This window comes from Limnobaculum xujianqingii, assembly GCF_013394855.1.
Taxonomy (GTDB): domain Bacteria; phylum Pseudomonadota; class Gammaproteobacteria; order Enterobacterales; family Enterobacteriaceae; genus Limnobaculum; species Limnobaculum xujianqingii.
Map to the genome: position 1 here is coordinate 1,232,559 of NZ_JABMLK010000001.1, position 24,286 is coordinate 1,256,844.

Genomic DNA, 24,286 nt, shown 5'->3' on the forward strand with positions numbered 1-24,286 from the left:
TGTTTAACAGGCAGAATTATCATTCTAATCATTAAACTGTATTGAGAACTTTCATGATGAAAATTTTAAACAAAAAAACGCTTCTTGCTGCGGCTGTTGCTTTCTCTCTGGTTGGTTGTGCTGAACAAGGCGCTTACTATGTTGACAGCAAAAATGACAGCGTTGCTGTTATGGGTCTGGATTACAAAGATTTTGAAATGGCAGCGACCAATATGGTTGATGACATGTTAAGTTCTGACCTGCTGGTTCATCCTCAGGGTGGCCGCTATGTGTTAACCGTAACGGGTATTGTGAATGATACCAATCAGCGTATTGATACCGACCAGTTAACCAAAAAAATTCGTACCAGCCTGTTAAACTCAGGACGTTTTGTGGTTACTACCGCTATTAACGCCAATGGTCCTGAAGATGAGATGACCCGCAAAGTTCGTGAACTGCGTAAGTCAAAAATGGTTAACCAAAAAACCGTAAAGAAAGATGGACGCGTTATCGCACCTGACTTCTCCTTAACCGGTAAAATCATTCAGCAGAATCAACGTGTAAACTCCAGTACTCAACAAGTTGAGTACTATTTCCAGCTAACCCTGACCAATCTGGATGATGGTTTAGCCTATTGGGAAAAAGAGTATCCAATCATCAAGCGTGGCGACAACCGTACTGCTAGCTGGTAATGATTGTCTGGCGTAATGCTGCAGCTCTCTTCGAACCGCAGCATTACAAAACCAACTTAATCCATTAGGGATGTCCGAATGAAAAAATGGATCCTGGTACTTGTAGCTTTCTTTGCGTTTTCATCTACTGCTTATGCAAAAATTGAAACCGTTGAAGCACAAGGATACGGTGAAACCTACGAAAAAGCAGTTGATGCCGCACTGGCTGATGCTGTTCGTCAGGTTAATGGAATGACCGTTTCAACACAGTCAGAACGTGCTGGAAACTATGTTCGCATCAATGATAAAAGTGACGCGAGTGCTGATGTTAAAGGTACCAGCGTTCAGGACGACCAAAACAAAGATGATTCCTTTCTGAGTAATAAGAAAGGTAACAGTACTTATACTGAAAATATCAACATTAATGCCGCAGCAAACCGTAATCGCGATGTTACCGTCAATGCTGGTCAGAGTGCTCAAATTAATACTCAAAGTGCCGGTATCGTTAAAGGGTATAAAGTTAAAACCCGCGATTGTGATGCTAAAGGCTGTACCGTTGTTTTGACCGTTGAAGTAGATAAAGTTGAGCGTAAAACTTCACAGGCATCTTCTCAGCGTGACCGTTTAGCTATTATTACTACTGGTAACCGTAGTCGTTCCGCCTTTGCCAATACGCTTCGTCAGGAAATTACTGACCGTATCGTACAGTCACAGCGTTTTACCGTGCTGGACCGCAGTGCTACTAATGAGAAAGCCTTCGCACAAGAAGAGAAAATGTTGGAAGGCCGTTCAGATAATGCAGCCAGCGTAGGACAGACGGCCCTACTCGCTGACTATATTCTGGTCATCAATGTAACTGAAGCTGGTGTAAAAACCACGACTAAAGTCACCAGCGTTGATTTAACCGGTGAATTTGACGTTAGCAGCTCCCACAGAACCAAAGTGACCGTACGCTATTCATTATTGGAAGCTGCGACTCATGGTATTCAGTGGTCTGATTCCAGCGTCTTCGAACAAGGCGGTAAATATATTGAAACCGCCCGCAAACAGATCAGCGATGTTATTGCCGATAAAATTGTCAATAAGCTGACACCGGCCAAAGTGGTTGCGGTGACTAACGGCCAGATCGTCATAAACCGTGGTGAAGCCATGGTTTATGATGGCGACCGTTTTGATATCTATTCTCAAGGTGAGCAACTGGTCGATCCGGATACCGGGGAAGTGCTGGGTGCCGCTGAAGAGAAAGTGGCGACCATTCTGATCACCACCATAAAAGACAAAATCTCTTATGGTATTGTTGAAAGCGGTAAGATTGATGTCATAGAGAAAGGTGCAGTAGCTCGTTTGGCTGCCCCACTACCATCTGAAAATAAAGCTCAGGCAGCGAAAAAAGCGACTGCAGCAAAACCTAAGGCAAAAGCCAAACCAGCAGCTAACGAACAGCGTCTGGGGGATTCAGGCGGCGTATTTTTGAAATAATCGTTACCGATAGCAAAATACTTCATCTTATAGCCAACCTCCGGGTTGGCTATTTTTTTGCCCCTTGCTATACCTTAATACCAGTAGGCTATTTTTCTGGCTATGCTGGTGTTTATTTCCGCATCGATATAATCCGTTGGCATGCGCTATACTTATCGAGAGCAATACGACATTCCTTTTATTAAAAACAAAACCTCCGCTAACCATACGAAGAATCAGTATTAATTTTTTATCCGCCTAAATAACCTAAAACCTCAATCTATTTTGATTTATTATTTAATGCTGTTTTTCAGTTGAATGACTCAATATGAATTAACATATCACTGACAACGACAATCAATGGTGCTGAATATGTTTAACTTCGATTATTACAACCCAACACGTATTATGTTTGGTACTGAACGTATCAAAGATCTTGGTGCTCAATTACCTGAAGATGCCAAAGTGCTCATCACCTATGGTGGCGGAAGTGCCAAGCGATTTGGCACCATTGATGAAGTGATTCAATCACTGGGAAAACGAAAGTATATTGAGTTTGGTGGCATCGAACCCAATCCTCATTACGATACCCTGATGAAAGCAGTTGAGATTGTTAAAGCAGAAAAAATAGATTATCTGATTGCTGTTGGCGGAGGTTCTGTCATTGATGGTACTAAATTTATTGCCGCAGCAGTTTATTTTGAAGGAGATGCCTGGGAAACCTGGATTAGTAACACGCCATTAAAACAAGTATTACCGATTGGTTGTGTATTAACCCTTCCGGCAACAGGATCCGAAATGAATGGCACTGCAGTAATTAGTAATACTGCGCTCAATGCTAAATTAAGCCATAAGCATCCCTTACTCTTCCCACGCTTTGCCATTCTTGATCCAAGAAAGTCTTACACACTTCCAACCAAACAAATGGCAAATGGTGTGGTGGATGCTTTTGTTCACGTTGCCGAGCAGTATCTGACTTATCCGGTATATGGCAAAGTTCAGGATCGTTATGCTGAAGGACTGATGCTAACCTTAATTGAAGAAGGCCCAAAGGCATTAAAAGAACCTGAAAATTACGATGTCAGAGCAGCAATCATGTGGAGCGCTACTCAAGCCCTTAATGGTCTTATTGGTGTTGGTGTGCCACAAGATTGGGCCTCACATCGTATTGGATACTATTTTACTATTCACCACGGTCTCGACCATGCTCAGACATTAGCCATTCTTCTTCCCGCAGTATTAGATGTGCAGAGAGAAAATAAACGGCTAAAACTACTACAATATGCAGAAAGAGTATGGCAACTCACTGAAGGATCAGAAGAAGAGCGTATAAATAGTGCTATTATGCTTACTCGTCAATTCTTTGAAAATATGGGATTACCTACTTATCTTAGAGCTTATGGGATCCCTGAATCAGCAATTGAAGAAGCAATTAACTATTTAAAAAGATTTAATTTATTACCTCTGGGAGAGCATAAAGATATCTCAGTAATTGAAGCCAGAAGGATTTTAAGTTTAAGTTACTAGCACCCATCGGCAGAGAATAATAATACTATAAACGCTTGTTCATTCTCTGCCGACATACTATTATATATGTATCAACGGGACGATGCCGTTGATACATATATAATATTATTCACCAAGCAGTTTATCACCTAACGTAACATTACTTATGCTAGTTTGGCTCGCTTGGGCTACCATTCAATTCAGTCTGCAATTAAAGTAAAATATAATGAGCGATATTGATTATTTAATGATGTTCCGCAAATGCTCTAATCACGATAGCTTAGAGCGCCTTTATGATAAATTAAATTATTCTTTAGTGGATAATAATGTATTAGCTAATATGTATCGTGCCGCCGACCATCGTCGTGCAGAATTAGTAGCTGGTAAACTATTTGACTTAGGTAAAGTACCTAAAACTATCTGGTCTCAGGTCAAATAATTTATTTTATAAATTAAGCATCGTTATTTATCTTAATTTGGCTTGCTATACCCATAAGCTAGCCAAGGCTTAAGTGCGTTTATTTGCACTTATAATTTGTATGTATTTAATGATTCCGATAATGGATTAGCGTTAGCTATCTCCGTAAGATAGCTAATAGACTACCAACAAACACACTTCATCAGGCATTCTGGCATATATTTACCATCGCATAACTAACATATTAAATACAATATATGAAGATATATATGTAAATACTATGTAACAAGATTTAATTTGAAGTTATACATTTATGGTAATAATAAAACATATAAATATAAGACATAATATAAAGAAATATATCATTACCTGAATGGAATTCCCAACACTTAATTTTACTCATGAAATAACTATTAACGTACTTTAATAAAAACACCGCTATTATATAGTGACCTTATATGGATTCAATTCTATCTCCACTACTGCCTTTGATTAAATAAATTGGATTCTGGTAAAGATGAATCTGTTCTAATCGATATCATTTCAAAAGAGCAACACTCAATAATCCAGTTACAACATTATTGTTTTCTACTACATTTTCATCATTACTATTGAGAAAACGTGCTTAGATTCACTCACTGTTTACTGACTCAATATCATTTTTCGCTTGCCTGATATTACTGATATCTTTCCAATAAAGCTCTTCTATACTTATGTTGAAACGAATCAATACAGACACATTTTAGAAAAAAATGAGTTATGACACGGTGAGAGGTACAAATGAAGTCTTGGTTATCAATAATCTACGGTGTACTGGTTACTTTCTCATTAGCTGGTTGTGTAGTGACAGAAACAACTGTCAGTCATCACTATGGTTCTAATGATCCGGCAATGGCCGCACAAAAATTTTATAGTCAGTACTTTGCCAGTGGCAGTACAGGGCTGCCAACCGACTCTCAACTTGCTACATTCAAACCTTATATCAGTGCAGAACTCTATCAATCACTGGAACACGCCAAAAAGCGCCAGCTGGATGAAATTAAACAGCATCCTGACGAAAAACCATCGCTGGTTGATAGCGATCTATTTTCCAGTTTGTTTGAAGGCCCCTCTTCTGTTGATATACCATCCATTCCGGTATTACCTGGTGCCAATAACGTAACATTACAGGCCAATTTTACCCGAACAGAACAAGGCAAAGATATTCTTCACTGGACTGATGAAATCAAAATGGTTAAGCAGAATGATAGTTGGGTTATTGATGATCTGGTATATAAGGGTAATTGGGAGTTTGCGGCTAAAAGCACCTTAAGAAAAGCATTATCCAGTGAATAGCTAAATGAATTATTCAGCTATTTTTGCCTAACATCGCATCAATTTGTTCAGTTGATGAACACTCAAATTGAAGTTAGTAATTTAGCGTTGACAGCCTGAATAGAGATGGATATGATTCGCCCCGTTCACACGATTCCTCTGTAGTTCAGTCGGTAGAACGGCGGACTGTTAATCCGTATGTCACTGGTTCAAGTCCAGTCAGAGGAGCCATATTTAGAAAGGCCCGCTATTTAGCGGGCCTTTTGCTTTTCAGATATATATTTATTTTCCTGCCCCTGGCATTTGCCATTCATCCAGCGGAATTGGTCGGCCAAAGTAGTATCCTTGCCCTCTGGGGCATCCTAATTCATATAGCCTGTCAGCGACTTCTTTGGTTTCAATTCCTTCAGCAATAAGTGGAACACCTAAACCATTCGCTAAACGAATCACCGATGAAATGATTGCCTCATTTTTCGCGCTCTCTAAAATACCGCTAACAAAATCCCGATCTATTTTCAGGCAGTCAAACTGTAAACGATGCAAATAGGAGAGACTGGAAAAACCAGAACCAAAATCATCAATAGCAACAGAAATACCCAATGCACGTATTCGCCCCAGTTGCTCGCTGATAATCGTCCCCCTTTCAAGCAAGATGGATTCTGTTAGCTCTATCGTCAGGTTACAGGCTGATAGCTGAAATTCGTTCAACGTTGCCACAATCACACTATCAAAATCAGCCTGATACAGTTGGCGGGCAGAGACATTAATCTGAATATTAAAATCGGCGGGCCATCCGGAGGCAATTTTTAAGGCCAGTTGACGACAGGACTCTCTCAATACCCAACGTCCAATAGATAAAATTAGACCCGATTCCTCTGCCAGTGGAATAAATATATAGGGAGGAACCATACCATAAGCTTTACTCTGCCAGCGGATCAGCGCCTCTGCCCCAATAACTTTGCGATGGTGTAAATCAATTATCGGCTGGAAATAAACTCTTAACTCCTGATTTAACTCGGCCTGATTGAGCTCCGTTAGCATTTGTGTATTTTCAACCGCCCGGCTCATCATCTCCGGACGATAAATTTCAAAAGCACCGGCACCTCTTTTTCTCGCTGCTGCCAGGGCAACAGAAGCATTTCTTAAAATCACCGCTAAGGTTTGGTCATCATATACTTCTTTAACCAGACCGATATTTCCCGCGAATAATGGATGTTCACTCTCACATCCTTGAGAGTTGATATAAATATGTACATAACGAGCTATTTCATCTTCAGCTTTCTCACAGCCACAATCTTCCGGGTAACAAATGGCAAACTCAATATCATTAACTCTCGCCAATAACGTTCGGGAAGGAACAATTTCTTGTAGTTGCTTAACAAACTCGCACAGCAAAGCCTCCCCCTTTTGATAACCAAGGCTATTATTCACCGCATTAATGTTATCCAGACTGAGCAATATCAGGCCATTCCAAACCGTGGCATTCTCCTGAGCATTCAATAGCTGAAGTTGTTTCTGGAGCCCTTCCTTACTCAACAAACCGGTGACAGAATCATAATAGACCTGATGTTCCAGTCGGGAGAATGCCGTTGATAGTGTCGATGACATATCATTAAAAGCATCATTAAGTTGCTTAATCTCTTTTAATTCAAAACGAGATTGATGTGCCGGAGACCATTTTTGACCGGCTAGCAGTCGTGCCTGAGTTGCTACATATTGAATTGGATTGGTGACTCGGGAAAGAATAAACCAGGCCATCGTGACCCCCAGCAGAAAAATAACAAAAATCATGCTGAAGGTGGTTTTTCTTTCATCGTTAAGTTGACCAACAAAATCACTTTGGGGGATGGCAACAACAATACGCCAGTTATGTAACCCTAACTCTTTACCGAAAGAGACAATCCGCCCATAGTAGGTTTCACCATCAATGCTTAATAATATTTTGCTATGTTTTGGGTGAGATAAGTAAGGAGCAATAGTGCGAATAATGACACTCTCACTATTTTCTGGCGTTAACAGATGGGCACGTTCCTGTTCTGGCAGACCATTCTCTGGCTTGAGAATCGGTTTTTCTATTGTTGAATGAGAAATAATTTCATTGTTATCGTTAACGATGAAAATAACCCCATTACCCAAATTTGGAATCTGCTGTAAATAACGATTAAACCTGTTCAATTTAATATCGCTTGATACCACGCCAACATAGCGATTATCCATATCATAAACGGGACTACTGTATGAAATACTAATGCCTCTGATGGCATCCAGGTCCCAATATGCTCTGGTCCATGATGGCTTTCGGCTGGCATTCACCTCACGAAACCAGGGACGAGTTCGGGGATCGTATTTATCTATGGTTTTGATGATTGGATTTTTGGTATCCATACCCGAATAAAAATTCAAGGTACCCTGAGTTCGTTTATCTTTTAAAATTAACGTATAGGTATCCGTGATAGTTTCACGGCTAACACCGATGTAATCGCCATTCACCGCACCGAATGCCACCAGACTGAGCTGAGGTGAATAAGGAAACACTCGTTTCATGGTGGCCATCAATGGCGATTCAAATTCATCCAGATTAGCCATCTCCCCTGACAACAGCTCTTGCATTGTCATTTCAACCGATGCATTCGCCTGTATTGGAACCTTCAGAAAGTTAAACAAATTAGTATGTACATACTCAATATGAGCAGAAATCAACTTGTCGCTAAGGCTATCGAAGATACGGTTTTCACTGCGGTACTGTAAAAAAACGGCTAAACCAAACATGATGGTTAATATAAAGACAAAAAGCGATGTCACAATCAGTTTCAAAGAGATTGAGTTTAATAATCGCACCTGTTTCACCACTTGCTGTTTGCCTGATTCAGAATACTCACGGGTTATTAAAGAATTTTTCAATGCACCAACACAATAACTGAAATTATCCGTGAACAGCCATATCTTTAGCTAAAGACAACTTAAGTTTATATTATTTCTGACTAAAGTTAGTCTAAATATAAAATTTATCTAAAAATATAATTTAAACCGGAATATGTTCGATAATACCAGCAAGACTGATACCGCTATCGATATTTATATGCACAAGAGTTGAACTAACTGACTAAAACAAAAGCGATTACTTGATATTTTGGGTGAAGTATAAGCAAACGCGCTATTTTCCCATGTTGAGCGGTTGACAGAGTTAGCAATGGCAGATATCATGCGCCCTGTTCACACGATTCCTCTGTAGTTCAGTCGGTAGAACGGCGGACTGTTAATCCGTATGTCACTGGTTCAAGTCCAGTCAGAGGAGCCATATTTAGAAAGGCCCGCTATTTAGCGGGCCTTTTGCTTTCTGGTTATTATAGTAGTGGTACAACCTCTTTGCTTCCTTCCCTGTCATCATTAACGAATCAATTTTACTGACTACTTTTTACCCTCTCCCATCTTTATTGATAGGTAACATTCAGGATAGCTACACTATTTGCCTGTCCCGGCATGACTTTGGTTTGAGTCTGATAATAACGAGTTTTAAATGTAACTCGCTCCGTAGTTAACGCCGAGTTTACCAGCTCAATTGGCTGATTAAGCCTTAACGGTTGTGAGTTATAAAGTATTTGAACACCAAGACCACTGGCTACACCCGGTGCACCTTCATTGGTTAATGCTAATACACTGTCATCACTCACACCTGTACTTTGTGCACCTTCGAGCTTCGCGGAAATTTTAGCGCTTTCATTTCCGGTACAATTAAAATCAACATTAAATGTATTTTCAGTGGTTGTCGGCCCGGTTTGGTTAAGTGTTCCCGCATAAACATCACCAAGTGAAACCGGAACGTTAGGCGTTGTGGTATTGCAGGTTAAAGATTGCACGGCAATATTCGTTGTGCCCGAAATAAAAAGTTGTGATGTTAATAAGCTACTGTAGTAATAAACAAACTGCCCTGATTGAGGAATAGTAACGGCTGTTGGTTGAATAGTATCAGTGACGACCAGCTCTACCCGGTACATAAATGTTGGCGTATAGGTTGTACCAATAAGAAAACTGGGAGAAAACGGTATATCAACTTGAGGATAATAACCTAACGCTGCACTTGAAGTATTTGTGCTACTTGAATAACGTACTCTCACACCAATAGAAGAATTGCTGGTGGCATAAACACCACTATAACCAGCAACCGATGTCATTGGGTATTCATAACCGATACGGTTCTTATTTCCACCTTCATTACATCTGACTGACGTAGAACCTGCGTTATACCAATCACTATCCCAAATGCTGGTTCCAGGCTGAACATTTCTCTTTACTGAAATGGTCGCTGGTAAAGTGATGGTTTTATCAATCCTGCCAATCTCATTGAACAAACAATCGGCTCTGGCCACTGTACTGCCTAACAGTCCGAAGGCTAACAGCAAAATGGTATAGATTATCTTTTGCCAATAAATATTATAATTCATATTCTTTTTCCCACTTAACACCTTGTTATGTATGGCTATCCCACTAGCATTATTTTTATTATTAATAAAAATATCAGTCATAGATGAAAGTAACCAACATCGCACCATATATGCTGCCTGACGTGGCATTTCCCGTGGCGCTATAAACACGAGCCTGAAAATCAAAATCAGCTGAATGCGTTATCGATGAAATGCCTTTAACCCAGCTTCCATCTATTGGTGATAAAGAGTTATCACTCCAGCCTGAGTTTGCTGGTATTACTTTGATACCAATATTCTGTGCACTTCCTGAACTACCATAGCCTGAATTATCATCAGGATAAGATAGCCCGGAGAACTGAGCCTTCACTGAGGTTGTACTTTCGGGACAATCCTTAACGGTAATTCTAAAATTCTTAATCGCCGGGGAATATGACCCTGGTTGCTGAAGATCGACCGCTGACATCTTGCCAAAATCCACAGTTTGGTTTTTGGTATCAACGACACAGGGTGAGGCCAAAACTCGTCCCTCAATGTTGACCGTAATATTTTCTGCCCATGCATTCTGACTAATGAGAGTCAAAATAAAGAATAACTTCAGCCAATTAATTTTGGTCTTCATCATGTCTGGTCCCCTTGTTAAACGTTATGCCCTGCTTCAGTCTTTATTCACACACCGCATTCAGCATATAAATTCCCGTTTCTGGGGTATCTTGCGTATTGTTATAATTAACGGAGCACTGTTCAGATGAAGAATTTCCCCATTTCGCTTTCAGTTGCCCCTTAGCATCCATGCCTGTCATAAAGACCTGGCCATTTTCACCCACTATTCCTGCCTGACTCTTTTTATTGCCCATCACAGCAATAACAGCACCAAAAGGAACTGGCTGATTATTCTTCTGTAATAACGTCATCAGCATTCGCTGCCCTACGTTAGTATCATATTCAGCACGCACCACCGCTCCTCTGGTTGGTGTTAGTGTTTGACTGGCTATTGTCATATCAACATCATCAGCAAAAGAAGCGGTATCCAGCGTGACGACATTTTTACGGTATGCCGTCACATAAGGAACAACAGCATATCCACGCCAGTCGGTACGAACGCCGGTATTGTTAGTCACACCGACATCATCAGCACCTGGCGCTTTTACTAACGCCACCGTCTCTCCCAATGATTGGGATAAAGTGACGCCGTCGCTATGTACCAATACCCCGCCTTCCAGGCCATAGTTCAACCGCTGCATATTTGAATCGTTACTGTAGCCAGCATTAACCCGGCCATATCTTCCCCGGTAGTCCACGCCAGCATTACCGCTGATGCCTTCCCCCTGGCTGGTATACCCCTGACTGACGTTATAGCTGAGATTATTATTTTCCAGTGCAGTGCCGCCTAGTCCCACAGTATTCGAAGTTTTGCCATGACGGCTGCTGTTCAGGCTATAGTTGGCATAACTATTAGATAGCCAACGGTCTAACGGCACACTGATATTCAAAGAGAAAATCTGATCGGTATTATTTGTTTTGTCGCCGTTACTATCCGCACTGTTTTTGCTATAGGTATAATTCATTCCATAGCTAATACTGTTCCAATTATTGCTATACCCGATACTGGCAGACTGAGTGTTTCGCTGGTCATTCCAGTAATCTTCATTTATCAAACTTATCGAAAGGCTACCCGCCGATTTACCTAAATGCTGACTTAGCATCAGCTCCGAACGGCTTTTCTTATGATCGTAAAAACTGTTTCCTGCTTCGTAATTACCGGTATAACTGTTTAACGTTTCTTGTAACGTATAAAAGCCTGATGTGGAGTAACGGTATCCTGCCAGCGCAAAGTTAGTTCCGGTATCAACAAAGTTTTTGTTATAGCGCACCCGCCAGGATTGCCCTTGCTGGCCGGATTGATCTTTCAGTGAGGCGTTTGAATTAGTTACATCAACTGAAAGCGCGCCTATGGTGCCCATATTTTTGCCAAGGCCGAATAACAAAGACTGATATTGATTACTGGCGATCTGCGCCCCACTGTAAATAGTGGTATTCCACGGCAAACCATAAATAGCGGTTAACTGACCGAACGCTTTTTTATCCACATCTGAATTTGAGGGGCGGTATTCCCCACCAGTAATGCTGTATTTGAAACGTCCCTCTCTTTGTAAAACCGGAACAGCGGCATAAGGAACCGTAAAATTCTGTTCCGTACCGTCGGCTTCTTTTACCGTAACGGTAAGATCGCCACTGCTGGCTGTTGAAAACAGGTCGGTAATCTCAAATGCACCTGGAGGAACATAGCTTTGATATATCTGATAACCATTTTGATGAATAGTGATTTGAGCATTAGTATTGGCAATACCTCTGACCACCGGGGAATAGCCACGCATACTGTCGGGCAACATATCATCATCAGAAGCGACTTGAACACCGCGGAAAGGCACGCTGTCAAACATATCGCTGGATGAATAGCTATCACCAATGACCAACTGACTTTTCAGCGGAATAATATCGCGCTGAACGTAAGTATTGATGGAATCCCATTTATCATTTCCATCACTGTCGCGATTCCAGGTTGAATAGTTACGTAATCGCCAGGCACCGACATTAAGTCCCGAGCGCAAATTCAAATAATAATTACTGCTATCCTGATCGTCACGATCGCTGATTCTGCTGTTAGAGCCACTAAAGCTATAGTTCAATAAGAGTGCGCTAATTCCCTGATCTAATTTGTCAGGTGATACATAGCCACGAGCCTGAGAGTTTAGTGCAGCCTGAGGAATACTTAAGTTCAAACGCTGTTGGCTGAAATTAAAATCTGTTGATGCCAAAGGAATAATTTGAGCCAGGTTGACGCATTGCGTATCGTCTTTAGTAGACGAAATAAGCCCCGACTTCACCCCTAATCCTTCAAGCATTCCGGCACTCAGGCAAGGTAACAGAGTTTGTTTTCCGTCCTGACCTTGCTGTAACTGAAAATCAATTTCTAATGATTCCACCATCTCATTATTAAGATAGAGATCAACCCGATACTGACCGGGTGCCTGTGGACCATCCTGTTCAAAAACGCTAAGGTCAGTGCCCGCTAAATCTTGTTTATCTAAAGATAATAAAGCTGGATTAAAATACTCCTCAGCACAAACCTGATTAATGCCTCCCAGCAACAAAGCAAGATGAAAAGCAAGTAATGTCAGTTTAAAACCACGAGATCCATTAACTTGAGTGTGTCCATTACTTATTCTTTTCATTATGCATTACTCCATTGTTCAGACATTCCTTTTGCCCCGGCAAACTTTAATTTCTGGCCATATGTGGACATCAATCTACCTATTGATTTAGAGGCTTCCGGTATAGGTTTTACTGACACCACCATAGTCATTGATGATCTGCCAACTTAGCTTTCCACTTGAATTTTTTGCTAATGATTTAAAGCTTGTACTGGAATGAGGAGCGACCATCGTAGAATCAGGAACGGTGGATCCATTAATCTTTATAGTGAAAAAAGTAATGTAATAAGGAGAGTTATTTGTGACGCTAAAACCATTACCGTCGCGCTGCCATTTTAATTCCTGAGCAGCCTCTTCTAACGTTCCAGTTAATTCTTTGGGACGATAAATTAATTTAATTCGCGTTTTCACTGCAATTTGCAATGAATTTTCTTTTTTATCCGCAGAAGGAATTGATTTAATATTTAGCCAAAACAAGGATTCCTTATCTTGCGGTAAATCACCACCTGCTCTAACAATACGTAATACATTCTCTTGCCCACCTCCATTTAAACGAAATAATGGAGGAGTAACAACAAAGGGTGCTTTTTCTGTTACACCTTCCTGACTATCAACCCAGGACTGTATTAAATAAGCTGAATTATCAAGATTACTGATATTAATAGTGGACTCTTTTTTTGCACCATCATAAATAAGACGAGTTCCACCAATAACTACGCCAGCCTGAGTCACTCCACTCAGTGAAACCAGCAATGTCGCTATTAATAGTTTAATACTTTTTTTCATTTATTATTCCTGAATAATAATGATATAAGAAGGTGGGTCAGGAGCATTATTCTCCTGACCTTACTTTCATTTATTTACTAAGTTGTGAAATGCTTTACCTGATAATTAAGGATAAATAATGGTAAAGTTTGCTACTGCATTAGCTGCACCAGCTGTAACTGTTGTACTGGTTGAAACATAATAAGCAGTAAAGTCCAGAGTATTATCTCCTGCTACCAGAGGGGTGTAGGTTGTAGACTCAGAACCTAATACAATTTTTTGACCTGCTTTATCTTTGATCTGAACACCAACACCAGCAGCACCACCGGTAATATCCAGAATATCGGTTTTTCCAGATACGGTTGTTCCTTCAAAACGAACCGCAACACCCGATGTCAGAACGTCTGTAGGGCAGTTTTCTAACTTCAGGCTAAATGGCATTGGTGAAGATGTATCACCCGCTGCAGTAAATACAGTTTTAGACACTCGACCTAAATTAACATCTAAATTTTGGCTGCTGCTTTCAACAGTACAAGCTGATTCCAAAATCGTACCTTTGAAATTGACTTTACCATCTTCAGCAAAAACGATCGGGCTTAAAGCAGTACAAGCTAAAGCGGTGGAAAACAAAACATATTTTTTCATACTATTTTCCTTTACATATTAAATGGTAAACCATTTCATGTATTTCTATTTATGACATGACTCCATGTCATTCCCTGTTTATTCGCTTAAGATAATTGAGTTCCGCCAGCTGATATAAAATCAGCCGTCTAAAATCAACTTTTATTCGAACATTAATATTTGGTGTCACTAGAATAAAAAAATTTAATGCGTTTTAAAAACTCACTAATCAATCAATTCAAGACAATTGAAATATACTCCATAAAAATTGGAACTCAATACCCCGATAATTACGATTGAATTTTAAACAGATAATTAACAATATTCACATCCAATTGTTTTAAATAAGATTAATTTAAATTTAATTTTTCACACTTAAAAACAATAAGTAATTACTTATTCTCGTAAGGTTGAAATAAAATAAATTTGAAATTATAGCTCACTTAAAATAAAGCATATTTATAGAATATAACAGGGTTTAAAAATCTATCGAGATAACCTAATCAATTGAACAATAACAAATTAATATATGGCAGGTATAATTAAAATTAACTATTACAAGTAAAAATGAGCAAAAACCTAAAAAAAAGAGATGACCATATAAAAAACATAAATTCTACTATAAGCGTTGTAAATTCTTTTTTTCTTCATTCATAAGAACAAAAAAATAACAGGCAATAGACTTAAAACTCTTAATAGGAATAACTCTAAAGGTGTGTAGATAGTATCGTTCGAAAAGAATGTGCTCAGAGCCAATAAAATTAAGCGACGCTAAAGTTATCGCTGAAGATCCGATGCTGTACCCTGACTGTGATTTAGTGATACTGAAAATAACAGTACAGATTCCCTTAGCTCACTACTTCTACAGTTACCAATAGCTAATATTATGATTTTATTGATGGAAAGGCGGAATATTGATATGAAAAAGCCCTGACTATTGTTAGCCAGGGCTTTAGGGTAAAACAAATTGTGAGTTAAACATTAATACTTCAACAGATCGTTACTACTAAAAAAACTAGATGTACACGTTTTACATAAGAGAAAAATTAAGTATTTATAGCTAAAAATCCCTCCGATTTATTGACCGAAACACTATAATTTTCTGCACATTTAAACTATTAAGTTAGTTTGCTTTATTGGGTTTAACTAACTCAGTACACCACCTACGCAACAGGTTCTCAATTCATCATCAGTCTGAAACTGTCACGCGCCCTTTCGTTCCCGGCACGCGATGATACTTTAAACTTCGTGACCCGACTTCTGCCGCAATGACAATTATTAATACCCAAATTGCGGCTTCTTCTCATTAACATGCGTTAACTACGAGGCCCTTATCGCGTTTTTTAGACCAAACGCCTGCGTTACAAAATCACCTGAAAGGTTGATTGCGCCTGCGTTACAGACCAATCTAATCCTTTATCAGAGCTTGTCAATACTGTTTTTTTATACATATAAAAATATCTTTTTTTCATAGCAAAATCAGCTAGCTAGCAACTCTTGATTATGATGTTTTTTTATCAATAATCTTTTTGGTCAAAAAAAGATTATTCCTCCCCTATTTTTCTAACCAATAAACTCACAGCGACTATACTTACTCATACTCTATTTATGACATCTTAATCTCATTTTTATATAGATTTTATGGGGTTAGAAAAATGAATAAATAGCTTACAATGACTGGACTATGTTCGATATTTACACAATTTTAAGAAATTGTGACAACTATCACCTTATGTCCCAGGTATTTATTTTACGCTATGAAATAAATACCCTGACCTGAAATTCAGACTCATTGTTCTTAAACCGTCCTGACTAAAACAGACGTTATCCTGGAGCACTTTCCATGTTTAAAAATCTCTTTGCAAATTTGCAAAAAGTCGGTAAAGCACTGATGTTACCAGTATCAGTGCTGCCTATTGCCGGTATTTTACTCGGTGTAGGTGCCGCTGACTTTAGCTGGTTACCAACTATTGTTTCTAAAGTGATGCAGCAGGCTGGTGGTTCTATCTTTGAACAGATGCCTTTATTGTTTGCTGTTGGTGTAGCACTTGGTTTTACCAATAACGACGGTGTTGCCGGTCTGGCGTCTATCGTCGGATATGGCATTATGGCCGCTACGTTAAACGTAATGGCTGAAGTGCTGGGCGTTGCCAAAATCGATACCGGCGTCTTAGGTGGTATTTTGGTTGGTGGTCTGGCGGGTTATCTGTTTAACCGCTTCTACCGCATTCAGTTACCTGATTATTTAGGCTTCTTTGCCGGTAAGCGCTTTGTTCCTATTATTACTGGCTTTGTCTGTATTGCTCTGGGTATTGTCCTTTCCTTTATTTGGCCTCCAATTGGAAATGCCATCAGTTCATTCTCTCAATGGGCTGCTTACCAAAACCCTGCTTTAGCCTTCGGTATTTATGGCGTAGTTGAACGTTCGTTGATTCCATTTGGTTTGCACCATATCTGGAACGTTCCTTTCTTCTATGAAGCAGGCCAGGCTTGCGTTATTGATAGCAAGATTGTAACAACAATCGCCAGCGAAGCCGCTTGTAAAGCTGAGAATGGTCGCTGGATCACCGGTGAAATTCAACGCTACCTTTTAGGTGACAAGACTGCGGGCAATATGGCCGGTGGTTACCTGTTTAAAATGTGGGGCTTACCTGCTGCTGCAATTGCGATGTGGCATACTGCTAAACCAGAAAACCGCGCTAAAGTGGGCGGCATCATGGTCTCCGCAGCATTGACCTCATTCCTGACTGGTATTACTGAACCAATTGAATTTGCTTTCCTGTTTGTTGCTCCGGTTCTGTATGTTATCCATGCAGTGTTAGCAGGTTTAGCTTATGTAATCACTATCCTGTTGGGTGTTAAGCACGGTATGACCTTCTCACACGGTGCTATCGACTTCACTCTGTTCTATCATCTGTCTACCAAAGGCTGGATGTTCTTTATCCTTGGTCCTCTATACGCCCTGTTCTACTATGTCGTTTTCCGCTTTGCTATCGTCAAGCTGAATCTGAAAACGCCAGGTCGTGAAGATGATTCTGCCGTCGAAACTACCAGCGGTAGCAGTACCGATATGGCTCGTGAGCTGGTTGCCGCATTCGGTGGTAAAGGTAACATCACTAATCTGGATGCTTGTATTACCCGTCTGCGTGTTGGTGTAGCGGATGTCGCACAAGTAGATCAGGATAAGCTGAAAAGTTTAGGTGCTGCTGGTGTGGTCGTTGCGGGCTCAGGTATCCAGGCTATCTTCGGAACCAAATCTGACAACCTGAAAAGTGATATGGATGAGTACATTCGTAACAACTAATCACTAGTTACATAGTCAAATTGAATGCCGTGCTTGTCACGGCATTTTCTATTTTTCAATCAGCCTGCTGCGCCCACAAAAAACCCCAGCAATCTGGGGTCCTTCAAATAATAACAGTACTCAAAATCACTGAGTTAAAATCAACACCGTTTTATTTAACGTCTGATTTCACTTTCATTTTCTGTGAAATATCGCGACGTTCTTTAGACAGCTCTGCATTCTTGATGATGTACTCATCCACGCGCTCTTCGTAATCACTTTTCATATTGGCGATAATAGCCTGGATATCTTCAATACTCATGCCTGGCTTGATATATTCACCCAGGTTTTCCAGCAGCAATACGCGTTTCTGGTTGTCACGGATCTTCTTCTCATTATCCACAATTTCACGCTTCAGTTTGTTTTTACGGCGAGACAGGCGTACATATTCCAGTACATTTTGAAATGAAGGTTTAGCGTTTTCCATCATAGTACCCTTACTTAATAAATAAACAGTTTTGAATCATAAAAGCTGCTTACGATAGTACGTAAGTCGGACGCGATCTGCTACTTAAAAGATACTTTTCTGCATTATTGAGTATCAATAAAAAATCCGGACTATGCCGGATTTTTTATTTTACTGAAGAAGGAATTATTCCATCCACTCGGTATGGAACACACCGTCTTTATCGGTACGTTTGTAAGTATGCGCACCAAAGTAGTCACGCTGCGCCTGAATCAGGTTTGCAGGTAACACAGCTGCACGGTAGCTATCATAGTAAGCAATAGCTGCTGACAGGGTTGGCGTTGGGATACCATGCTGCACTGCGTAAGCTACGACATCACGCAATGACTGTTGGTACTCATCGGCTGTTTTCTTGAAGTAGCTGGCCAGTAACAGGTTGGCAATTTTGCCATTCTCAGCATAAGCATCAGTAATTTTCTGCAGGAACTGAGCTCGAATAATACAACCGGCACGGAAAATCTTAGCGATTTCACCATAGTTCAGATCCCAGTTATATTCGTCAGAGGCTGATTTCAATTGAGCAAAGCCCTGAGCATAAGAAACGATCTTACCCAGATAGAGTGCACGACGAACTTTCTCAACAAACTCTGCTTTATCACCGCTGAATGCCTGAGCTTTTGGACCGGTTAATACTTTAGAAGCAGCAACACGCTCATCTTTTAACGCTGAAAGGAAACGGGCGAATACTGATTCAGTAATCAGTGATAATGGAACACCGAGATCCAGAGAGCTCTGGCTGGTCCATTTACCGGTACCTTTTTGTGCCGCCTCGTCCAGAATAACGTCGACCAGATAGTTACCTTCTTCATCTTTCTTACGGAAGATATCAGCAGTAATTTCCACCAGATAGCTGTCCAGTTCGCCTTTATTCCACTCGGTAAAGGTTTCTGCCAGTTCAGCATTCGACAAACCAACTGCTTGCTTCAGCAGTGAGTAAGCTTCTGCGATCAGTTGCATATCGCCGTATTCGATACCGTTATGTACCATTTTGACATAGTGACCGGCACCGTCTGAACCGATATAGGTGATACAAGGCTCACCGTTGGCTCTGGCCGCGATTTTTTCCAGAATTGGAGCTACCAGTTCATAAGCTTCTTTTTGTCCACCTGGCATGATGGAAGGCCCTTTTAGTGCACCCTCTTCACCACCAGACACGCCGGTACCGATAAAATTGAAACCTTCTGCAGATAACTCTTTATTACGGCGGATGGTATCTTTGTAGTAGGTGTTACCACCATCAATCAATATATCGCCTTTAGCCAGATAAGGTTTCAGCGATTCAATGGTCTTATCCGTCGCTTCACCGGCTTTTACCATTAACAGGATACGACGAGGGGTTTCTAACGAATTAACAAACTCTTCTACGCTATAACAAGGAACCAGTTTTTTACCCGGATTCTCAGCAATAACCTCATCGGTTTTATCGCCGGAACGGTTAAAAATAGAAACGGAATAACCGCGACTTTCAATATTCAACGCCAAATTGCGGCCCATAACCGCCATTCCAACGACACCAATTTGTTGTTTAGACATAAAAACTCCTGGCTGACCGGACAAATCCACCCGCTAAAATAACGACAAGTGAACAACTTATTCATAACAATTATGATACCCCAGCAAAGTGACAATTGGTACGACAGAAATTGCTATCGTAGAAATTGCTGGTGCTAATCTTATTTCCCCTATTGTTTGACCTGAGTCCCTGTTTTACTGGGTTTTCATAATAATTCAGGCTTAATAAAACCTGGTGATTTTTATCGGGAAAAAGTAAAAATATCCCTGCATTAATAGACTTTTTAACTTCTGCATTGATTTACAATGACATAAATTATTGTCGTCATCGCGTTTACACCATACAATTATTCAAGCAGCATGTGCTGTGTAACCTGAAGGTAACCACCTGACTTATGGAATGGATCGCTGATCCAACAATTTGGGCCGGCCTCGCAACATTGGTTGTGCTCGAAATCGTTCTGGGTATTGATAACCTCGTCTTCATAGCCATTCTGGCTGACAAGCTCCCTAAACATCAACGAGACCGCGCACGCGTTGTCGGTTTGGTTCTGGCATTAGTTATGCGCCTGGGATTACTTGCCAGTATCTCCTGGCTCGCTACGCTAACCTCGCCGTTATTCCATCTGCTTGAACATCCTTTTAGTGGACGTGACCTGATCATGTTGATCGGTGGTCTGTTCCTGTTGTTTAAAGCAACCATGGAATTGAATGAACAGTTAGAGGGGAAAGACCACGACGATCAAACCCAGCAAAAAGGTGCCAAATTCTGGGCAGTTGTTGCTCAAATCGTGGTATTGGATGCCGTATTCTCATTAGACTCAGTTATTACCGCTGTCGGTATGGTTGATCATCTGGCCGTTATGATGATTGCCGTCTGTATCGCTATGGGTCTGATGCTACTGGCCAGTAAGCCACTAACACGCTTTGTTAACGCACATCCAACCATCGTTATCTTGTGTCTCAGCTTCCTGTTAATGATTGGTTTCAGCCTGGTAGCAGACGGATTTGGCTTCCATATTCCGAAAGGTTATCTGTACGCTGCAATTGGCTTCTCTATTCTGATTGAAGTATTTAATCAGCTATCAATAGCCAACCGCCGTAAATATCTGTCATCCAGCCGTCCACTTCGCCAGCGCACGGCGGAAGCCGTCTTACGTATGCTGAGCGGAAAACATGAAGATGCCGAGCTGGATAACTATAGTGCAAGTTTGATTGCCGATACCAAAGAAGATGATGGTCTGTTTAATCAACAAGAACGTCGTATGATTGAGCGGGTATTAGGCATGGCCCAACGCTCCGTTGGCAGTATCATGACCTCTCGCCATGATATTGAAAATCTGGATTTAAGTGAGCCGGAAGAAACCATTCGTCAATTGCTACATAAAAACCAGCATACACGTATGGTGGTAACAGAAGATGGTTCCGTTGATGAACCATTAGGTGTGGTGCACGTTAATGATTTGCTAAAACATCATTTAGAACACCCGGACTTAAATATCCGTTCTCTGGTTAAACAACCACTGATATTCCCGGAAACTGTCTCTTTACTGATGGCACTGGAACAATTCCGTAAAGCCAAAACACACTTTGCTTTTGTGGTCGATGAGTTTGGTTCAGTAGAAGGTATTGTTACTCTGACCGATGTTATGGAAACCATCGCTGGTAATCTACCTGTTGATGGTGAAAACATCGATGCTCGTCATGATATTCAACATGAAGCAGATGGAAGTTGGATTGCCAACGGCTATATGCCGCTGGACGATCTGGTAGTTTATATTCCAATCGAGATTGAAGAGAAACGTGAATATCACACTTTGGCCGGTTTACTGATGGAACATACTCAACATATTCCGGGCGTAGGTGAACAGGTAAGAATTGGTGAATGGCTATACGAGTCCCTGGAAGTTAACAGTCACCGTATTCTGAAGGTACGAATTACTTCTCTGGCCGAACCAGAACTGGAAGATGAGTAAGGTTTAAATCGTACTCATGAGTAAATGAAGAAGGCGCATAATGCGCCTTCTTCATTTACTCATTATCTTAGTTTTTCTAACAGCTTCTGAATATCTTTGCTTTCTTGCTTATCTTTATTTTTATCCAGCCACTTATCGATAGCCTTACCCACTTCCCCTTTCAGTTGATCTTTGAGAATTTGTTCTACATTCAACTGATAGTTCAGCTTATTCCACGGTCCGTAAATACGTAAAGGAATCACACTCTTTTGCAGCAGTGAGACAATATCAGACTTGCCCTGCCAGCCTTGCGTTACATTGATATTCAATTTCATATCGCAGGATTTAGCTGGCAGATTCAATACACCTGTTCCCGCTACTGTCAGAAGCTCTGATGCGCCATTCATTCTGGTCACTTTAAGTTGCCCTTGATTGAAGACTGTATCAACCACCAGGTTTTTCACTTCCGTATAACGCTCATAATGTTCCATCCCTTTCACATCGCTATTACTGCGGGAAGCAGCCTGTTGAATCAACTGTTGAATATTTAGCCCATGCAGGCGAGCCTGCTCAATATTAATGTGGGCATATCCTTGCCAGCCTTTTTCAAAATCATTGATATTACTATTGACGTTATTAAACGTACCCTGAGCAGTCACTGCTCCGGTTAAGGTTTGTGGGTAATTCAAGGTTTTTAGCAAATCCCCCAATGCTACATTCTGCATTGTTGGTTTAACGGTAATTTTGGGTACTGCGGAGGTTACATCTATGGTTCCTGTCGCTTTAACAGCACCACCAGCAATAACCGCCTGCAAAGAGTCAATCACCGCGTTACCCTGCTGATTACTTCCCTTCATCACTACCGAGCTGGCTGAAACACCGTGATAAACCAGATTATTAACCTCAAGGTCCAGCTGAGCATTAAATGTCTGTAGAAAACTTAAATCCGGCTGAACACTTAACCCATTGGCAGAAGAAGTAACAGGTGCGGGCGTTTCTTTGGCGCTGGTTGTTGCCCCCTCTTCACTATTATCCTTAGCTACTGCGGGAGGAAAAAGCTGATCCAAATTCAGTGTATCCGCCTTCACCGCCAGAGTATAAACCGGTGTGTCATCCAGTGAAGCAGAGATATCAGCAGTTATATGATTGCCGTTAAACGTTAATGCCAGAGGGGATATTTTCATGCCCGGAGGAGAGCTCAGATAAGCCAGATTAAAGCTACCATTACCCTGAATACCTTCCACCGGGATATCGGCCCCCTGCAACTGATAATCAAGGTTATTAACTGCAAGTTCTAAACCTTGTGGAAAATGATTCAGGTTTAATCCGCCATCCAGTGAAAAGCTTAACTCTCGCTGATCGCGATTAATACGTGCCTTGGCGGTAACATCCGCTTTACGGGTATCGGTACGAGTCAGCGTCAGATTTATATCCCGTATATTAATAATATCGTTTTCACTGCGCTGCCAGACTAACAGGCTATCCGCAATTCTTACCTTACTTAGCTCAAGAGACCAGTCGGATGCCGTTGATTCAGCCGGAGACTTAGTCACATGAGTCCCCGCCGGAGCGATCGGGGCATTCTGTAATTTTTGGCTTTGCGTTTCCGGAATTAACTGAATAACGCCGCCTTTTAACACCACACTTTTAACGATTAACTGGTGAGACAACAGAGGGAACAGCTCAACATCCAAACGCATATTCTCTGCACCAATGATCGGTTTAGACGCGCCAGGAGCTGTCAGGCTCATCTGTCCAGCCAAAATACTTAACTGAGGCCAAACGTGCCAACGCAGGTCCCCTTCAATTTTTAGCTGATAGCCGGTTTTATTCTCGACGTTTTTCACCATGTAATCACGAAAATCATTCGGATTAATCAATAGAATCAGCGCTGTCATTCCGGTAACAACAACTACCAGAATTATCGCCAATGTGGTTAAGAATCGCCTCATGGAATACTGTCCCCAACGGTTAACACATTTAATCCATCAAATTATTAAGTTAGTCTTTATCAATACGGCTGGCCACTGCGCCCTGCTGCCCTTTATATTTTGCATCTTCACGACGATGATAAGGCCGGGCGGCTGGTCCACTCAAAGGTTCAAAACTCAATGCACCAATCACCATACCCGGACGCAGTGCTAACGGTAATTTACCTGAATTATAAAACTCCAGTACAATCTTGCCCTGCCAGCCGGGATCGATTCGATGAGCAGTAACATGAACCATCAGGCCCAAACGTGCCAGTGAAGAACGTCCATCCAACCAGCCAACAATATCGTCAGGAATCGATACTGACTCCAGCGTAACGGCCAAAGCTAACTCCCCAGGGTGCAGGAAGAAAGGCTCATCCTCTGTCAGATTGATTTCATCGCTCATTACTTTCTCAAGCGCTGCTGAAACCTCTTCTTTTGGCCCGCTAAGGTCAATATAAGCCGCAGTATGACCAAGAAATACACGAAACTGATTACCTAAACGAACATCAACAGTTGCGCCATTAATTCGCTCAACAGGCGGACGGGGCGTGATTTTAAGCTTGCCACTATCAAGGTAGGCTTCAATATCCCGATCGCATAATCTCATGGCGGTAACTCTCCTGTGCTTTAATCGCTTCGTTTCAGTACTTGCTATGATTTCAA

17 protein-coding genes and 2 tRNA genes are annotated in these 24,286 nt (G+C 41.1%); 9 read left to right on the forward strand and 10 right to left on the reverse strand.

The window, feature by feature from the left end; translation table 11 throughout:
• Positions 1-53: 53 nt before the first annotated feature.
• The 6 genes from lpoB (at position 54) to GOL65_RS05690 (ending at position 5,577) form a co-directional block, all read left to right on the forward strand.
• Positions 54-671 (forward strand): penicillin-binding protein activator LpoB, encoded by a 618-nt coding sequence (gene lpoB, locus GOL65_RS05665; protein WP_218467393.1) that lies wholly within the window; start codon positions 54-56, stop codon positions 669-671.
• Between the two features lie 78 nt (positions 672-749).
• On the forward strand, positions 750-2,129 hold the full coding sequence (locus GOL65_RS05670; RefSeq protein ID WP_140919245.1) for a hypothetical protein: 1,380 nt from the start codon (positions 750-752) through the stop codon (positions 2,127-2,129).
• A gap of 351 nt (positions 2,130-2,480) precedes the next feature.
• Positions 2,481-3,635, forward strand: coding sequence for an iron-containing alcohol dehydrogenase (locus GOL65_RS05675; RefSeq protein ID WP_140919246.1), 1,155 nt, complete (start codon positions 2,481-2,483; stop codon positions 3,633-3,635).
• A gap of 205 nt (positions 3,636-3,840) precedes the next feature.
• Positions 3,841-4,053, forward strand: coding sequence for a transcription modulator YdgT (ydgT, locus tag GOL65_RS05680; RefSeq protein ID WP_130590848.1), 213 nt, complete (start codon positions 3,841-3,843; stop codon positions 4,051-4,053).
• Between the two features lie 759 nt (positions 4,054-4,812).
• On the forward strand, positions 4,813-5,367 hold the full coding sequence (locus GOL65_RS05685; RefSeq protein WP_140919247.1) for a DUF3828 domain-containing protein: 555 nt from the start codon (positions 4,813-4,815) through the stop codon (positions 5,365-5,367).
• Between the two features lie 134 nt (positions 5,368-5,501).
• Positions 5,502-5,577: transfer RNA gene (locus GOL65_RS05690), tRNA-Asn, on the forward strand.
• 51 nt (positions 5,578-5,628) lie between these two features.
• Here the strand turns inward: GOL65_RS05690 and GOL65_RS05695 are convergent.
• The gene (locus GOL65_RS05695; protein ID WP_140919248.1) at positions 5,629-8,247 is read right to left on the reverse strand and encodes a bifunctional diguanylate cyclase/phosphodiesterase; all 2,619 of its coding nucleotides are present in this window, start codon (positions 8,245-8,247) and stop codon (positions 5,629-5,631) included.
• Positions 8,248-8,568: 321 nt separating this feature from the next.
• Between GOL65_RS05695 and GOL65_RS05700 the strand changes: the two genes are divergently transcribed.
• A tRNA-Asn gene (locus GOL65_RS05700) sits at positions 8,569-8,644 on the forward strand.
• A gap of 133 nt (positions 8,645-8,777) precedes the next feature.
• Here the strand turns inward: GOL65_RS05700 and GOL65_RS05705 are convergent.
• From GOL65_RS05705 to GOL65_RS05725, 5 genes are all read right to left on the reverse strand, one after another.
• On the reverse strand, positions 8,778-9,788 hold the full coding sequence (locus GOL65_RS05705) for a fimbrial protein (RefSeq protein WP_140919249.1): 1,011 nt from the start codon (positions 9,786-9,788) through the stop codon (positions 8,778-8,780).
• Between the two features lie 73 nt (positions 9,789-9,861).
• Positions 9,862-10,392 carry a fimbrial protein gene (locus GOL65_RS05710; RefSeq protein WP_140919250.1) on the reverse strand — a complete coding sequence of 177 codons (531 nt, stop codon included), beginning with the start codon at positions 10,390-10,392 and terminating at the stop codon, positions 9,862-9,864.
• Positions 10,393-10,432: 40 nt separating this feature from the next.
• Positions 10,433-13,003 (reverse strand): fimbria/pilus outer membrane usher protein, encoded by a 2,571-nt coding sequence (locus GOL65_RS05715; protein WP_140919251.1) that lies wholly within the window; start codon positions 13,001-13,003, stop codon positions 10,433-10,435.
• An 87-nt stretch (positions 13,004-13,090) separates the two neighbouring features.
• On the reverse strand, positions 13,091-13,768 hold the full coding sequence (locus GOL65_RS05720; protein WP_140919252.1) for a fimbrial biogenesis chaperone: 678 nt from the start codon (positions 13,766-13,768) through the stop codon (positions 13,091-13,093).
• A 105-nt stretch (positions 13,769-13,873) separates the two neighbouring features.
• Positions 13,874-14,392, reverse strand: a complete 519-nt coding sequence (locus tag GOL65_RS05725; RefSeq protein WP_140919253.1) for a fimbrial protein — start codon at positions 14,390-14,392, stop codon at positions 13,874-13,876.
• Positions 14,393-16,214: 1,822 nt separating this feature from the next.
• Between GOL65_RS05725 and ptsG the strand changes: the two genes are divergently transcribed.
• On the forward strand, positions 16,215-17,675 hold the full coding sequence (gene ptsG, locus GOL65_RS05730) for a PTS glucose transporter subunit IIBC (RefSeq protein ID WP_140919254.1): 1,461 nt from the start codon (positions 16,215-16,217) through the stop codon (positions 17,673-17,675).
• 151 nt (positions 17,676-17,826) lie between these two features.
• Here the strand turns inward: ptsG and tmaR are convergent, their stop codons facing one another.
• Positions 17,827-18,141 (reverse strand): PTS system regulator TmaR, encoded by a 315-nt coding sequence (tmaR, locus tag GOL65_RS05735; RefSeq protein WP_140919255.1) that lies wholly within the window; start codon positions 18,139-18,141, stop codon positions 17,827-17,829.
• Positions 18,142-18,306: 165 nt separating this feature from the next.
• Complete coding sequence (gene gndA, locus GOL65_RS05740; protein WP_140919256.1) at positions 18,307-19,713, reverse strand: NADP-dependent phosphogluconate dehydrogenase; 1,407 nt, start codon at positions 19,711-19,713, stop codon at positions 18,307-18,309.
• Between the two features lie 374 nt (positions 19,714-20,087).
• Here gndA and GOL65_RS05745 point away from each other — a divergent pair, with 374 nt between their 5' ends.
• Positions 20,088-21,668: a TerC family protein gene (locus tag GOL65_RS05745; RefSeq protein ID WP_140919257.1), complete on the forward strand. Its 1,581-nt coding sequence runs from the start codon at positions 20,088-20,090 to the stop codon at positions 21,666-21,668.
• Between the two features lie 62 nt (positions 21,669-21,730).
• On the opposite strand, the gene asmA is transcribed toward GOL65_RS05745, so the two are convergent.
• Together asmA and dcd are read right to left on the reverse strand one after the other, a co-directional pair.
• On the reverse strand, positions 21,731-23,599 hold the full coding sequence (gene asmA, locus GOL65_RS05750; RefSeq protein WP_140919258.1) for an outer membrane assembly protein AsmA: 1,869 nt from the start codon (positions 23,597-23,599) through the stop codon (positions 21,731-21,733).
• A gap of 49 nt (positions 23,600-23,648) precedes the next feature.
• Complete coding sequence (gene dcd, locus GOL65_RS05755; RefSeq protein WP_130590862.1) at positions 23,649-24,230, reverse strand: dCTP deaminase; 582 nt, start codon at positions 24,228-24,230, stop codon at positions 23,649-23,651.
• Between the last annotated feature and the right edge of the window lie 56 nt (positions 24,231-24,286).

Coding starts and splice junctions, on each gene's coding strand:
- GOL65_RS05745 (WP_140919257.1), top strand. CDS start 20,088: ATGGAATGGATCGCTGATCCAACAATTTGGGCCGGCCTCGCAACATTG.
- dcd (WP_130590862.1), bottom strand. CDS start 24,230: ATGAGATTATGCGATCGGGATATTGAAGCCTACCTTGATAGTGGCAAG.
- ydgT (WP_130590848.1), top strand. CDS start 3,841: ATGAGCGATATTGATTATTTAATGATGTTCCGCAAATGCTCTAATCAC.
- tmaR (WP_140919255.1), bottom strand. CDS start 18,141: ATGGAAAACGCTAAACCTTCATTTCAAAATGTACTGGAATATGTACGC.
- GOL65_RS05670 (WP_140919245.1), top strand. CDS start 750: ATGAAAAAATGGATCCTGGTACTTGTAGCTTTCTTTGCGTTTTCATCT.
- GOL65_RS05715 (WP_140919251.1), bottom strand. CDS start 13,003: ATGAAAAGAATAAGTAATGGACACACTCAAGTTAATGGATCTCGTGGT.
- GOL65_RS05725 (WP_140919253.1), bottom strand. CDS start 14,392: ATGAAAAAATATGTTTTGTTTTCCACCGCTTTAGCTTGTACTGCTTTA.
- asmA (WP_140919258.1), bottom strand. CDS start 23,599: ATGAGGCGATTCTTAACCACATTGGCGATAATTCTGGTAGTTGTTGTT.
- GOL65_RS05675 (WP_140919246.1), top strand. CDS start 2,481: ATGTTTAACTTCGATTATTACAACCCAACACGTATTATGTTTGGTACT.
- GOL65_RS05720 (WP_140919252.1), bottom strand. CDS start 13,768: ATGAAAAAAAGTATTAAACTATTAATAGCGACATTGCTGGTTTCACTG.
- lpoB (WP_218467393.1), top strand. CDS start 54: ATGATGAAAATTTTAAACAAAAAAACGCTTCTTGCTGCGGCTGTTGCT.
- GOL65_RS05685 (WP_140919247.1), top strand. CDS start 4,813: ATGAAGTCTTGGTTATCAATAATCTACGGTGTACTGGTTACTTTCTCA.
- ptsG (WP_140919254.1), top strand. CDS start 16,215: ATGTTTAAAAATCTCTTTGCAAATTTGCAAAAAGTCGGTAAAGCACTG.
- GOL65_RS05705 (WP_140919249.1), bottom strand. CDS start 9,788: ATGAATTATAATATTTATTGGCAAAAGATAATCTATACCATTTTGCTG.
- gndA (WP_140919256.1), bottom strand. CDS start 19,713: ATGTCTAAACAACAAATTGGTGTCGTTGGAATGGCGGTTATGGGCCGC.
- GOL65_RS05710 (WP_140919250.1), bottom strand. CDS start 10,392: ATGATGAAGACCAAAATTAATTGGCTGAAGTTATTCTTTATTTTGACT.